Annotated in this window: 17 protein-coding genes; 2 read left to right on the top strand and 15 right to left on the bottom strand. The window is 44.1% G+C overall.

The genetic code is table 11. The features are described 5' to 3' along the window. Nucleotides 1-40: 40 nt before the first annotated feature. The 8 genes from C508_RS18470 to C508_RS0111615 form a co-directional block, all read right to left on the bottom strand. A complete protein-coding gene (locus C508_RS18470) occupies nt 41-1,138 on the bottom strand; it encodes a tungsten cofactor oxidoreductase radical SAM maturase (RefSeq protein WP_018703750.1) in 1,098 nt (365 codons plus the stop codon). 59 nt (nt 1,139-1,197) lie between these two features. Continuing rightward, nucleotides 1,198-1,338 carry a hypothetical protein gene (locus tag C508_RS20370; RefSeq protein ID WP_018703749.1) on the bottom strand — a complete coding sequence of 47 codons (141 nt, stop codon included), beginning with the start codon at nt 1,336-1,338 and terminating at the stop codon, nt 1,198-1,200. A gap of 19 nt (nt 1,339-1,357) precedes the next feature. Continuing rightward, the gene (locus C508_RS0111640; RefSeq protein ID WP_018703748.1) at nt 1,358-3,037 is read right to left on the bottom strand and encodes an FAD-dependent oxidoreductase; all 1,680 of its coding nucleotides are present in this window, start codon (nt 3,035-3,037) and stop codon (nt 1,358-1,360) included. Nucleotides 3,038-3,182: 145 nt separating this feature from the next. Next, nucleotides 3,183-4,949, bottom strand: coding sequence for an arsenical pump-driving ATPase (gene arsA, locus C508_RS0111635; protein ID WP_018703747.1), 1,767 nt, complete (start codon nt 4,947-4,949; stop codon nt 3,183-3,185). After that, a complete protein-coding gene (arsD, locus tag C508_RS0111630; protein ID WP_018703746.1) occupies nt 4,949-5,320 on the bottom strand; it encodes an arsenite efflux transporter metallochaperone ArsD in 372 nt (123 codons plus the stop codon). The genes arsA and arsD overlap by 1 nt, the downstream gene beginning before the upstream one ends. A 2-nt stretch (nt 5,321-5,322) precedes the next feature. Beyond that, nucleotides 5,323-5,706, bottom strand: a complete 384-nt coding sequence (locus tag C508_RS0111625) for an ArsR/SmtB family transcription factor (RefSeq protein WP_018703745.1) — start codon at nt 5,704-5,706, stop codon at nt 5,323-5,325. 119 nt (nt 5,707-5,825) lie between these two features. Continuing rightward, a complete protein-coding gene (locus tag C508_RS0111620; protein WP_018703744.1) occupies nt 5,826-6,557 on the bottom strand; it encodes a sulfite exporter TauE/SafE family protein in 732 nt (243 codons plus the stop codon). Nucleotides 6,558-6,577: 20 nt separating this feature from the next. Continuing rightward, on the bottom strand, nt 6,578-8,167 hold the full coding sequence (locus tag C508_RS0111615; RefSeq protein WP_018703743.1) for an amidohydrolase: 1,590 nt from the start codon (nt 8,165-8,167) through the stop codon (nt 6,578-6,580). Between the two features lie 256 nt (nt 8,168-8,423). On the opposite strand from C508_RS0111615, the gene C508_RS0111610 reads away from it, so the two are divergent. Beyond that, nucleotides 8,424-8,924, top strand: coding sequence for a MarR family winged helix-turn-helix transcriptional regulator (locus C508_RS0111610; RefSeq protein ID WP_018703742.1), 501 nt, complete (start codon nt 8,424-8,426; stop codon nt 8,922-8,924). Then, entirely contained in the window at nt 8,917-9,726 is an 810-nt protein-coding gene (locus C508_RS0111605; RefSeq protein WP_018703741.1) for an arsenite methyltransferase, read from the top strand. The genes C508_RS0111610 and C508_RS0111605 overlap by 8 nt, the downstream gene beginning before the upstream one ends. A gap of 165 nt (nt 9,727-9,891) precedes the next feature. Here the strand turns inward: C508_RS0111605 and C508_RS18465 are convergent, their stop codons facing one another. The 7 genes from C508_RS18465 to C508_RS0111570 all read right to left on the bottom strand — a co-directional run. Further along, nucleotides 9,892-10,380, bottom strand: coding sequence for a putative zinc-binding protein (locus C508_RS18465; protein WP_018703740.1), 489 nt, complete (start codon nt 10,378-10,380; stop codon nt 9,892-9,894). Nucleotides 10,381-10,403: 23 nt separating this feature from the next. Continuing rightward, the gene (locus C508_RS0111595; protein WP_018703739.1) at nt 10,404-10,610 is read right to left on the bottom strand and encodes a hypothetical protein; all 207 of its coding nucleotides are present in this window, start codon (nt 10,608-10,610) and stop codon (nt 10,404-10,406) included. Nucleotides 10,611-10,637: 27 nt separating this feature from the next. Further along, nucleotides 10,638-10,991, bottom strand: coding sequence for a putative zinc-binding protein (locus tag C508_RS0111590; RefSeq protein ID WP_018703738.1), 354 nt, complete (start codon nt 10,989-10,991; stop codon nt 10,638-10,640). A gap of 31 nt (nt 10,992-11,022) precedes the next feature. After that, complete coding sequence (locus tag C508_RS18460) at nt 11,023-11,292, bottom strand: carboxymuconolactone decarboxylase family protein (protein WP_018703737.1); 270 nt, start codon at nt 11,290-11,292, stop codon at nt 11,023-11,025. A gap of 118 nt (nt 11,293-11,410) precedes the next feature. Then, complete coding sequence (locus tag C508_RS0111580) at nt 11,411-11,986, bottom strand: RNA polymerase sigma factor (protein ID WP_018703736.1); 576 nt, start codon at nt 11,984-11,986, stop codon at nt 11,411-11,413. Between the two features lie 305 nt (nt 11,987-12,291). Continuing rightward, complete coding sequence (locus tag C508_RS0111575) at nt 12,292-13,470, bottom strand: IS256 family transposase (RefSeq protein ID WP_018703735.1); 1,179 nt, start codon at nt 13,468-13,470, stop codon at nt 12,292-12,294. Between the two features lie 131 nt (nt 13,471-13,601). After that, nucleotides 13,602-13,858: IS3 family transposase (locus C508_RS0111570; RefSeq protein ID WP_018703734.1), on the bottom strand; the 257-nt coding region annotated here is incomplete at its 5' end.

The raw sequence follows: 13,858 nt of genomic DNA, 5'->3' as shown, positions 1-13,858 counted from the left end.
AATATTCCGTTCCAAGTCTTTTTTCAATCCTTCTCCCGCCCTATGGACATACGATGAGCTTTCTTGCCCATAAGCAGTCGCCGCAGGAAGGTTCATTCCCCCAGCAGTCTCCTTGGTTATCTAGCAAATAGACACATCCATCCGCTTGGAGGCAGTCTACGCAGGAAGGAAAAAGAGAATTTCGCACCGCCCACCGAAATCGCACATACTCTTCTTTCTGCCAAAGCTCTGCTAGCGTATTTTCACGGATATCGCCAATATGATATGGCTTCATCCTTTTTTTTCGTCCCAGAACATAGCAATCATACTCATGCATAAAAGCATAACAGGGAGCCACTTTTCCTGCGGCAGTAATTACGAAGGATTTCCCTTCAACAAAACGGCAATTCCTCTCTGTACGTAATTCTAAAGGCAATCCTGTTTTAACCGACAATTGAGGAGCTTCGGAACCAAATTCTTCCCAAGTTCGTTGTTGATCATAGAGAATTTCATCTTTCATGCTTTCATGATAGGGCAAGACATGAGTTACCACCAATCGGCTCACGCCTAATTTATCGCACACCCGTCGAAGTTGAGGCAAATGGGAGAAATTACTTTTTGTCGCGACGAATTCTACACCTAAGAAAGGTGTTAACTGGCGACGCTTTTTCTTTTCATTTTGCAACCACACTAAGTTACTTACTACTTCTGTATAGTCTGCCCCTGGCCTCATTGCCGCATAACTTCCCGAATCAGATCCATCTAACGATACAAATAGCCAGTCCAAACCTGCGTCTAAAAGGTTCTCGCACATAGCCGGCGTCAATAGCGACCCATTACTAATCATTTCGGTTTGGTATCCTTGAGCATGAAGTAGACGAATCATATCTGAAATATTGGGATGTATCATAGGTTCTCCAAACCCTCCCAAGTGAACACTTTGAAGCTCTGGAAATTCCTTGAGTTGCGTTACTACCTCTAAAAAGTCATGCCAAGACAAGGAGGCTTCCTCGTCACTCCAAGAATGGCGAATGCAGGTAATGCAATTAAAATTGCAGCTAGTTGTCACTTCAATATAAATTTTCTTAACATCTGACCGTAACGGTAAAAAAATTGTTTCTTCTCCCGTATCTAGTCGAATATACCCTTTTTTACACATGTCAGAAGCCCTCCTCAAACTACTCCCGAACATCCTTCTTTATAGTTTCTAACAAAGAGTTAGCGTTTGCTCCGCTCCTTGGCAGCGCTGACACACGCTAAGGTCCAGGTAGAGAAAATTGATATCACCTGCTTGCTTTCTTGCGCAGGCGAACAGCACTCGCCGCTGCTGCAGCAAAACCGAGGCTTACCCTCACTCATTGAATTCCCTCCTGGCGAATTATTTTCCCGGGTCTTCTTGCCGGCTGAGGTGTTGTTGTATTCTCTGATACTGTTTATGGCCGCCGGACAGATTATACACCTGTGCAAAGCCTCGGTTCAGCAATATGTTTTGTGCCGCATTGCCTGTTACGCCTTTATTGCAATATGTCACAATCATCTTTGTTTTATCTAATGCTTCTGCCGCTTCCCTTAGCTTTTCTTGAGGAATATTCAAAGCCTCTTGCACATGGTCTTTTTCATATTGCCCTGCTGCTCTGGCATCAATCACAATGACTTCCGCGCCACTTTGCTGTTTGCGCGCCAATTCTTCACTGGTTATCAGCTTTCGCCCTCGGGAAATGGCATTATCCAAAATCATGCCGGTATATAAAACTGGATCTTTCGTCGTAGAAAAAGGCGGCGCATAGGCTAAATCCAGATGAAATAAGTCTTCTACATGCGCTCCAAAGCTAATGGCGGTCACAAATACATCCATACGTTTATCGACACCGCTTTTTCCCACAATCTGAACCCCTAGAAGGCGCCCTGTCGTTTCGTCAGCTATCCCTTTAATGACCATTTCCTGTCCATGAAAGTACTCTGGCTTATCCGGCTTTATATTATGACACACAACAACAGCATAGCCTTCCTTACGAGCTTGCTGCTCACTCATGCCAGTGTGCGCCACCGTCAAATCGAATATTTTTACAATGCCCGTTCCCAAAACGCCGCGGAATTCCAGCATTCCTCCAGTTGCCTGATCACCAGCAATCCGTCCCATTTTATTCGCAGTAGATCCCATCGGGCGATAGAAGGGAGCTTGAGTCAATAAAGAAAACCCTTCCGCACAATCGCCGCAAGCATACACATCCAGCGCGCTTGTTTGCATTTTTGCATTCACCTCAATTGCGCCGGTAACACCAAGCTTAACCCCAGCTTGTTGCGCCAAAGAGACATTCGGTTGCACGCCTGCCGCTACAATCACCATATCAACAGTTACTTTTTCGCCGCTTTTTAACACGACTTGCTTAACTCGATCCTTGCCTTCAAAACAAACCACCGAATCTTCGGTAATAACCGACACGCCTTTCTTGCGCAGCTCCGCTTCTACATATATAGCCATATCCGCATCTAGCGCCGGCATGACTTGCGATGCCATTTCCACTATGGTTACTTCTAGTCCCCTGGCCTTTAGGTTTTCGGCGACTTCTAACCCGATAAATCCAGAGCCAACAACCACAGCTCTTTGGGGCTGCTGTTCTAGTACATAGGCTCTAATTCGGTCAGCACTGCGTACATTACGAAGAGAAAATACATTTTCTTTTTCGATTCCAGGAATGGAGGGAATTCGCACGCTGGCACCCGTTGCCAAAATCAATCGATCATAGGCTTCTTCGAATTGCTCTTGCGAGCGAAGATTTTTCACGATAATCACTTTGTTCGCTATATCAATGGCTACTGCCTGATGCCCCATATATACGTCCACATTGTATTTTTTCTTAAAAAAAGCAGCGTCTCTCGGAACTAGTTCCTCTCTTGTTTTCACTTCCGTTCCGATATAATAGGGTAAACCGCATACTGAGTAAGACATGTCTTCATCTTGATCGAAAATCTTGATTTCCGCCGTCTCATTGTTGCGTCTAGCCTTCGCTGCAGCAGAAGTACCTGCTGCAACGCCGCCAATAATAAGAATCTTCATCAAAAAGCTCCTCCATTAGCATCGTAATCATAGTTCAGCATAGCGCACAGAAAACCAATTGGCTATAACTGCATTGTTAAATGAAGATTAAGCTTCTTTGGAAAAAGAGCGGTATGTCCGTAGCTACGACATACCGCTCTTTTGATTATTGGAGCAACTCCAACAGTACTTCATCTTTTAGTTCTCGTTTTTCCCAAGGAATAACCGCATAATGCCCCTTCGAGCGCGCCGCTACCCGCTCAATCCAAGCGGCTTCTGATAACGCTCTGGCCCGCAGCAAGGGATGCGTCGTATTGGTCGCCCGGAAGCTGGCATTCACAATCCACCAGTTGTTATGAATACCGGCGCGCGCCAGGTCATCGGATAAACGCTCCGCTTCAAAAACCGGCGTCGCTTCGGGAAGCGTAACGATAACCACTTCCGTTTCCGCTTCGTTGCGCAGCCGCGGCAGCAACTGCTGCACTGATAGCGGCGTTTCTTGCCCTTGCGTGCGCTCAACTTCATGATGATAGCTTTGCGTCGCGTCCAAGAGCAACAGCGTATGACCGGTGGGAGCCGTATCAATAACAACCACTTCGTCGCCTGCTTTCGCCACAATTTCGGCAAAAGCGCGAAAAACGGCAATTTCCTGCGTACACGGAGAACGAAGGTCTTCCTCGATATAAGCCAGATCGTCGCCACCCATGGTTTCCGCCGCACGCGCTAATACTTCCTGGCGATATGCATCCAGCTCTTTTTCTTCATCAATATGACTGAGGGTAATGCCTTTCGCTTTGCTTAAGACAAACTCCAAATGCGCCGCCGGATCAGTTGTCGTAAGCTGCACCTTGGCTCCTTTTTGGGCCAAGCCTAGTGCGATAGCCGCTGCCAGCGTTGTTTTGCCGACACCGCCTTTGCCCATGGTAAAAATAACTTTTTTACCAGTTTTATGCAATTCGTCCACCAGCGTACGTAAAGCCGGCAAATTATGCAAACGTTCTACCGCCTCTTCACTCGCTGTCATAGGCTGCTCTGGCTTGAGCATCGCGCGAATGTTCTCCAGACCCGTTACATTATAAGCACGCAGAGGAATGCTGTAAGGAGGAATGCCTGCCAATTCTTCCGGCATGGACGTTAAAGCCTCTTGTTGCTTGCTTTGCATAGCTTGCGCCAGTTCATCCGCCACCATATCATCGGCAACTAAGCCATTTACCACCAGCAATTGGTTTTTAATACCCAAATCACGCAGTTCCATGGATGAACGCGCCGCCTCTTTAAGGGGCGACTCTTCCGGCCTGGTGACCAGCACTAGCGCAGTCAATTTGCCGTCTGCCAACGTAGCAACCGCCTGCTTATACATATCCTTTTGCTCTTCTAAGCCGGCCAACTGACCCAAGCAGGAGGCTCCGTGTGTGCTCTCGCTGATAAAGGAACTCCAAGCCGAAGGAAGCTGCAGCATCCGCAGCGTATGTCCCGTAGGCGCCGTGTCAAACAAAATATGATCGTACTTTTGCTGCAATGCCTCATCAGTAATGAAGCGAGAAAACTCATTAAAGGCGGCAATTTCGACGGTACAAGATCCAGACAGCTGCTCTTCCATGTTTTTAAGCACCGAGTCCGGCAATTTACCCCGATAAGGTCCAATGACAGATTCCCGATACTCACGGGCCGCTTCTTCCGGATTCAAGTTGGCTACTACCAAGCCAGGTACTTCGTCAATAGCAACTCCCTTGCCATCCAAATCACGTCCAAATACATCCTGTAGGTTGGACGCCGGATCGGTGCTAACCAGCAGCACCTTTTTGCCAGCGTCAGCTAAGGATACCGCCGTAGCGCAAGCGGTTGACGTCTTACCTACGCCGCCTTTGCCGGTAAAGAACAAATACTTGAGCCCCGTTGCTACGTTGGCCTGATATAAAGGAAAGCTCTTCATTAACAACATCCTCCGTCACCGCAGCAGCAAGATGACGACGTCTTTTTCGCCGGTTGCAGATCGCTTTCCTGCAGGCCAAACCAAGCTGCCACTTCCGCTGTTGCTGGATAGCCGCCGGTTTGCTTAAGCTCGCCATCTACATAAATGGCAGGCAATGCTTCTACCCCTTTTTCCTGTAACAATTGACTGATTTCTTTGTTCTCCACAAAAGCTTGAGGAACCGTGGAAAGGTTGAACCGTTCTACGGTTACGCCTTTTTTAGCCAACAAGTCCAGCATAGTTGACACCCGCAGCAACTCCGGATTGACGCTCGGACCGCAAACACCGGTGGAACAACACATAGCAGGCTCAAAAAAAGTAATTTTTTTCATGCTTAGACAGCTCCTTTATGATTTGATTTTTCTTGTAAATACTTCCTGGAGGGACTCAAACAATTGTCCCACTCCACTTGATGATTCAATAAGGAAGACAAATCTTCTTGAAATGACGCATTGCTAAGAAATTTTTCTTTTAAATATTCGATTAGCGCGCTTTCATTGGCTAGAAAAGTTTCATCCATCTGGTAATTAACCCATTGCCCTTGTTTAACGTTCTGTACGATTTTGGCCTGCTTTAATTTCGCCAAGTGCCTCGATACATTCGTTTGGCTCATTGCCAGTACATATTCAAGCTCACATACGCACAACGGCCCCTGCAATAAAAGATGGACAATCCGCAGTCGACTCTCGTCACCGAGGGCTTTTAGAACTTCTAGCATTTGAACCTCCTTTTATATTCACAAAACCGAATACAATCATATGGTACTGTTCCTTATGGCCTTTGTCAATAGCATTTTCACCATTCTATGGCTCAATACTATAGAGCGTTCAGACCACCTCACCCACAAATAAAGCGATACACTTTATACCCAGTCATTACGATAATCAGGATACCGAAAAGCTGTTTCAACCGATCACTAGGTAAGAAAACACTGGTAACCTTTGCGCCAATAAAAGAGCCAACCGCTCCTGCAATAACCAAATACGTTACGAGCTCTACGTCAAATTGCGCGGTTTGCCAATGCGGGATTAGTGCAGAAAATGAAGGCGGTGTAACTGCAAACGCATTGATTCCCGCCGCTTGCTTCGCTTGAAATCCTAATAGGATGAGCGTCGGCATTAGCAAAAATCCAGGGCCAACACCTAAAAATCCGCTTAGTATAGAAATAGGAACTGCCAGTATCAATACTAACTTAAAATTCTCTTTTTCCGTTGCGGCTTGCGCCTTCCGAAACAGTCGATACACCAAGAAAGATACCGCAGCCAAGTATATATACCAAATATAGCTTTGTGGCACAAACTGAACCAGCCATGACCCAACTGGAGCAAACAACGTTGTCACAAGAGCCAGTGTAAATGCTTTTTTCCACACCACATAGCCGCTGCTCGCAAAACCGGCAACTGCAAACAACGCCGTTACACCATTTAACAACAGGCTGATCGGTTGAACTTGATGCACCAAGTCTTGCATGAAAAAGCTCAAAAAAGGTACTGCTGCAAAAGCAACGCCTAGTCCCAACATACCAGAAAGAATTGCCAACACAAACAAGCCGGCAACTATAACTTCCATAATTTCACATCCTCTCAACGTTAAATTGATGTCAGCTCCATGCCGCCATCGCTTTGTGCACGATATAATTTTTCTTTTACCAATATAGCTGTCACTTTGACAGATTGCCAAAATTCCTCTGGTTTAACTTGAAAAGGATTTGCTGAAAGAATTACTAAGTCGGCTAATTTTCCTTCTTCAATGGTGCCCTTCAAATTTTCTTCAAAGCCACTATAAGCTGCACAAATAGTAAACATCCGTAGCGCTTCCCATACCGAAAGGCGTTCCTCTTTAACCGGATGATTCAACGCGCAATGAATGCCCCACAACGGATCATAGGGCGTCACCGGGCTATCAGAGCCTCCTACCAGCTTAATTCCGAGCCTGCAAACGCTCTTTAACGGGTTGAAATACCTCATTCTTTGCTCCCCATACTCACGGAGCAGTTTTCTAAATTCACTCGGTTTTACATTGGCGAAAGCAGGTTGCATAGAGGCAAGAACATCAATTTGAGACATACGGTTTAATTGTTCTAATGTTGGCAGCTCCATATGCTCAATTCGATGTCTGGAATTTGCTCGCTGATAGGCTTTCTGCGCTTTTTCCAAAGCGCTTAGTACCGCTTCAATTCCTGCTTCTCCTTCGGCATGAGCTGCAAATTGCAAACGATTTCTATGCGCTTCCAAGATCAACTTATCCCAGTAGTCCTGAGAATAATTCAGCAATCCTCTATGCACTATTCGCTCTGTACTATTTTCAAAAACCGCAGCGGTATTGCTGCCGACCTCTCCATCGGCCTGCATAGAGCCACAACCACCAATTCTCGAAAGCTTATTTTTTATTGCTCGTTCAACATTGTTGGATTGCTCCCAAAAGAGAAGATGAATCGGTAGCTTTTCTTGCAAACGAAGCATCAGCTCTGTTAGTTGATCTAATCCCATAGCACCTTGCATAGTATGGATGGTTGTAAGGCCATGCCGTAGTGCTTTTTCAACTACTTGAACGATTCCTTTTTCAATTGTTTCTTCCGGAATTTCCTTAATAACAGCGCTATTAACCTCAAACGCAACCGGGTCTTTTAGAACCCCAGTCAATTCTCCGTTATCTGCAACTGCCCCCAGTTGCCCTGACGTAATTTGAAATCGTTGCAAAGCGGTAGAATTTAAAAATGTTTGATGCCAAGTATAATGCAATAAGACAATGGGATGCCGTATCGACGCTTGATCCAGGTCATCCTTGCCCGGCACTCTTCTCTCTTTAAGCTTGGTTTCATCCAAGCCAAAAAGAAGTATGGTTTGCCCCTCCGGTATTGTACTCGCAAGTTGGCGAATCATTAGTATCAGTTCGCTAATGGTTGAGATTTCATCAACTTGATATCCGCTTTGCATGATTCCCGTAAGATCCAAATGACTATGGCAGTCGATAAAGCCTGGTATAACGGTCTTCCCACCAACATCATAATAGGGCCAGCCTTGCTCTAAAAATTTTTTCATATCGCTTAATGAGCCAACACAAACAATTTGACCATTATCTATCGCAACTGCTTCTGCTTTTGAATTAGCATCATCCATGGTAATAATATTCCCATGAAGCAACACATACTTTGGGGGTAGTTTTTCCTCTAAAAGCATATAAAGCATCCTCTCTATTGTTTAGGTCCTATGCAAAGCTACGTTTATTAATCCCTTTGTATGCTTATATTCAATTTTAATCATATTTTCTTTTTTCTGATTTGTCAATTCAAAACAGGTTTACGCCAAATCCAGATATTCTCTGTATTGAATAGGTATTTAGATTTTGCTTGCAAGCTCTTTATAAATATAGTTGTATTTTGCAATCAGTGCATGTTACAATTATTCTAACAAGTTTTAATGAAAGGAGCTTACTATGGATTCGAAACAAGGAGCTATGTTACTTAGAGACATCATAAGAGTGTCATTAAGAAAACAAGGATATCTGCAAAAAAAAGAAACTTCTTGCTGTGGAGTCACACTTACACAATGTCACGCCTTAATTGAAATAGGCAACGCTGGAGAAATGGCAGCAAACGAATGCGCAAAATTGCTGAATCTTGACCGAAGCACTGTAAGTCGCACTCTTGAGAGCATGGTTAAAGGCAACTTGGTACATCGAAAGGAAAATCCTGAAGATCGCCGATATGTAACCATCGAATTAACAGACAAGGGTCGTAACGTATTTACTTCAATCAATGAAAGTCTGGAGGCATATTACTCGAAAATTATCGACTCAATTCCTAGCGAAACTAGAAGCGTAGTCTATGAAGCTCTCCCGCATTTATTAAAAGCGATTACGGAAAGCACCATGTTTGATACCAAGATCGAAGACTCAATCTCTAGACAAGTTAAAGGAGGGTCAAGTAATGAATAAGATCAGGCAAACGGTTAAGAAAAAATATGCAGAGGCCATTCAAAGCAGAACTGGCTGCGGCGCCAATAGTTCTTCTTGTTGTGGTGGCACCGGCGGTACAAGTCAAATAACAAGCAACTTATATTCACATTTAGAAGTAAGCGAATTGCCCGAAGATATACTCGCTTCTTCGTTTGGATGTGGCAACCCAACTGCTCTCACTGAACTTCATGAAGGTGAAACAGTGCTAGATTTAGGCAGCGGAGCCGGTCTCGATGTATTACTTTCTGCTAAACGAGTAGGGCCAACCGGAAAAGCGTACGGCCTTGATATGACCGATGAAATGCTGGAAGTTGCAGAAAAGAACCGAGAGTTATCTGGTCTTACAAATGCAGAATTTCTCAAAGGTCATATTGAAGAAATCCCCCTCCCAAACAGCACGGTTGATGTAATAATATCCAATTGTGTAATCAATCTTTCTGGCGATAAAGACAAGGTCCTCAAAGAAGCATTCCGAGTATTGAAGCCCGAAGGACGTTTTGCCGTTTCTGACATTGTAATTCTTCGCGAATTACCCGAGAAGATAAGAAAAAATCTCTTAGCTTGGGCCGGTTGTATTTCCGGCGCTATGACAATTTCAGAGTACCAAAACAAACTACTCAAAGCAGGCTTCGAAAAAGTTGACGTTGAAATTACACAAACCTATGAGTTTTCCGAAATCGCCAGTGATATATATTCAGGACTAACTACAGATGAACAAGCAAATCTTGAAAATTCGATTGCAAGCGCTTTTATCCGCGCAAGTAAACCTTCTTCAAAATAAGTTTATTGTTTAGCATTTCTTCCACGATAATTTTATTCTCCCAACAAACTGCATGACGTGTCCTTTTTTCATTAGCACCATATAGCCTCATAAAAAGCAAAGCGATCTCTTGCCCACTGCCGCAAGAGATCGCTTTTTAATTTTACTGTATACTTTACAAAGCGCTTAAGAATCGCTTCTGTGCCTCTTTTCTGCAAGCACGTCTTGAACATGAGAAGCAACCTGCACGGCGAAACCTTCAATCTGCTCCCGAGGAAGATCAAGTATTTCAAAATATTTTTCTCTGTCGAAATCATACAAAGTTGTTGCTTCAACTATGGTAGGAGAAAAACTTGGAAGACGCATTTGTATCATTTTGGTTCCACAATGCAAGAAGCAGCCTTCAATAACAAGCACGCGAGGAGCTCTTTCAATTATAGTTCTAAAACCAGACTCCCCTGTCATTGCATCTCCTAAACAAATCCTAATCGTTTCTTCTCTGGCTCGTTGATACGCTACTATATTGGCAGCTACCCTAGCGACTTCACCTTTGATGCAGCCTCCCTCACAGGCCATTATGGCTATCTTGGGTTCTCCTTCCATCTTTTTCTCAACATATCGAGCTCCTTCCGGACAAACCCGTACATTGCTATTTCCCGCATGGCAAGCGCCCATACAACAGCCTCCTTAAGCTCCAACTATTTTCCTTGGTCATTGTCTTTTGTATCTAGTTTAGAAAAACCGCCGCAATGCGAACGAGCATTGGAACCGCAGCAACACAGCATACCCATTCTCTTTCTAAAGAAAAAGCAAACACCCATAAAAAACATTGCGACCACCAGCATCACAGCGAAACAAAACAACCATTCACTTCCGTTCAGACAACTCGCTGAATTCCACCACATTCGATTCACCTCTTTACTCGCTTCAAACTACTCAATATACATCTTGGCCTTTGCAATTTCCTCATCACTAACCGATAAGTTGCTATTTTTTTCAAAACCAACTTCTGTCAGCACAGTATGACGATGGACCACAACTCCGGCTTTTTCAAGAGTTTTTCCTGCACATCGAACGCTACATCCATCAATAGCGATCACTTGCTTCGCCTCTTTTGCTGCCGTTACAATCCCTTCTACCTGTCCGCCAATTCCAGCTAAACAAAATAGCTTTCCTTTGCCTTCCATCGTCAAGGCTTTCCCCGCTTCATTTGCCAGTTGTCCTACGTTAGAGCCTCCCGCGCATGCAAAAAGCAAAACCAACTCATTATTCTCTTCTCCTAACATCTATATCCCCCTTTCTTATCCAATGGTTTCTTTAGCTTTTGCAGCAACTATGGCTAGCAAGCAATTCCCGCTCTGCCGTTCCTGTTGCGCTTTTTCCAGCAATTACTTTAATATATTCATCCATTTTATAAGCTGCGCCCTTTCGCACTGCCTTGCCTGCTGCAATCGCCTCAAGGATGTCACTCTCGTCAATTCCGTTTTCCTTTGCTTTTGCAACGTGGTACTGCAAACAAGGCTGGCAATTAACTCCTACAGAAACACCAATAGAGATTAAAGAACGAACTTGTTCAGAAATAGCCATATATTACACCTCCTTTTCTTATATAGACGAGAAATAGACCAAAAAAGATACACTTGAACAAAAAAAATACCGCTTGCCTTTATAAGACAGACGGTATTTTATAAGCACTGAAAACAATTCATCCTCTTTTGGGATCACAGGAAAATTCATTTCTTTCATCCCAAGAAAAGTCACAGGCCTTTATAAGCTCTTCTTTAAGCCGCGTCTTGCCTCGATGAAGATGCGTTTTCACAACGCCAACGCTCAATCCCAACACCTCGGAAATCTCTTGATTTGAAAATCCCCCTAACTCACTTAATACGATTACCATCCGGTAGTTCTCCGGCAATTTATCAATAACGCCTCGAATGCACTGATTCATTTCTTTATGAATTGTATTTGACTCCACTGAATTCGCATGTTGCGCTTCCATTGGCACACTTCGCTCCGATTCTTGCAGCGAAATTTGTTTTGTCTCAAAGCGATAAGAAGCCTTTTTTAGTCGATCGATCGCCATATTAGTAGCAATCTTATAGATCCACGTAGAAAGTTTTGCCTCATGCCGAAAGTCTGCCAAGCTTGAATTTACTTTTAAAAAAACCTCTTGTGTAACTTCTTCAGCTTCTCTAGGCTCCAAAAACCTAAGCAAATACCGTTCTATTGGTTTTGCAAACTCTTGGTATATAGCGGTAAAATCAGGATTTTTCGGCTCCATAAGGCACCTCCTTGGCACAGATTATAAAAGTTCTATTTTAGTTCACTGAAAGCAGCAGCATTCCACAATCAACTACGTAATCAACTAGCAATACTTATTTCTGCCATTGAGCTTTGAATGTTACCTGTCCAATATATTGAGTTCACGGTTAACTATACCATTCTCATTTTCAAATTCCTGCCAACCCCCTATATTTTTTAGCAATTACCTAAAATTCACCATTAATCATTGAAGCCAACCATAGAAAAATCGGTACCGTCAAGATCGTTTCGCAAATTCGTTTTTGCAGCTCTAGGGAAACCGAGTTACTCTTCTGAGTAAGATGGCTCAAAATGCTTCATGCTCATATATTTTTTACTGCCCCATTGGGTTCCGGCAACATGGCGAAGACGAGCGCAAACAAGCATCAATGCCGAATTGCCGTCTGGAAAGGTTCCGACGACTCTTGTTCGCCTTCGAATTTCTCGGTTTAGGCGCTCGATCACATTGTTGGTACGGATTTTTATCCAATGTTCTGAGGGAAAGCCCATATAGGTCAGTGTTTCTTCTATGCTGGCTTCCACTTTAGCAGCCGCTTCTTTCAACTTCATTTCGCGGAGCGTTTGCGCCACTTGTTTTGCTTTTTCTCGAGCGGCTTCTTTGTTTTCTTGAGCATGAATGGCTTTAAGCATTTTGGCTACTAATTTTCCTTTTGAGCGAGGCACTACGGAGAATACGTTTCGGTAAAAATGAACTGTACAACGTTGGTATTTGGCGTCAGGGAACACCTCGTTTGCCGCCCCAAGCATACCTAAGCATTTATCTCCTATGATAAGTTTAACTCCATCTAGTCCCCGACCTTTGAGCCATTTGAAGAATTCCATCCAACTAGCTGTGTCTTCTTTCATACCTTCAGAAGCTCCCAAAACCTCGCGGTAGCCATCTTCATTTACGCCGATAGCAACAAGAATGCTGATGTTTTCATATTCTCCGCCCCAGTTGCGGCGCAAATAAATGCCGTCTACATACACATACGGATATCGTCCGCCATGTAACGGGCGATTTCGCCACTCCTCAATGTGCACGTAGGCTTTCTTATTCAATTCGCTGATGGTAGACGGCGAGACTTTGCTGCCCCATAAGGCTTCGGTAATATCTTCAATCCGGCGGACGGAAACGCCAGCTAGATACATTTCGATTAACGCCTCTTCTACTGAACTTTCGCGGCGGCGGTATCGCTCAATAATGGCAGTTTCAAAGGGAACGCCCTTTAATTTGGGTACTTTTAAGGTTACATCACCAGAGGTCGTTGTTAGATTTCGGCTGTAATGACCGGATCGATACCCTTGGCGGACTTGGGTTCGTTCATATTTCGCCGCTTGCGTTAGCTCTTTTGCTTCTTGATCTAAGAGATTGTTCAGCGTTTCTTCCACGCTGTTACGAACCAATTCCTTTAGTTCTCCCTTGATGGCATCCTCGTTCAACTGTATAATTTTATTAGACATGTTTGCAGCTCCTTTCGATGAATGGGTGTGGTAACTTTATTCTTCCATCGAGCTGCTTTCATGTCCTTTTTCTTTTTCCAATTTGCGAAACTTATTCTACCTTAGGGGGTGCGGACGATATCTTGGACACCCTAAGCAACCAATCCAAGACTTCGTCGGTACTCCAATGGACTTCTATTTCCCAGTGACGTTTTAATCCTTGTTTCATTGTACCAGATTAAGTAGTTGTTAAGGATTTCGATAAACTGATGAATGCTTACACCGGACCAGTTACGATTATAGAACATTTCATTTTTCAAACGTCCAAACAGACCTTCACAAGCAGAGTTGTCTGGAGAGCACCCCTTCTTTGACATGGAGCGTTGAAGACCCGCGTTTTTCATTCTAG

The organism is Anaeromusa acidaminophila DSM 3853 (genome assembly GCF_000374545.1).
Lineage (GTDB): Bacteria > Bacillota > Negativicutes > Anaeromusales > Anaeromusaceae > Anaeromusa > Anaeromusa acidaminophila.
Note: the sequence above shows the minus strand (reverse complement) of the source record. Positions and strands in the feature narration are given on the sequence as shown.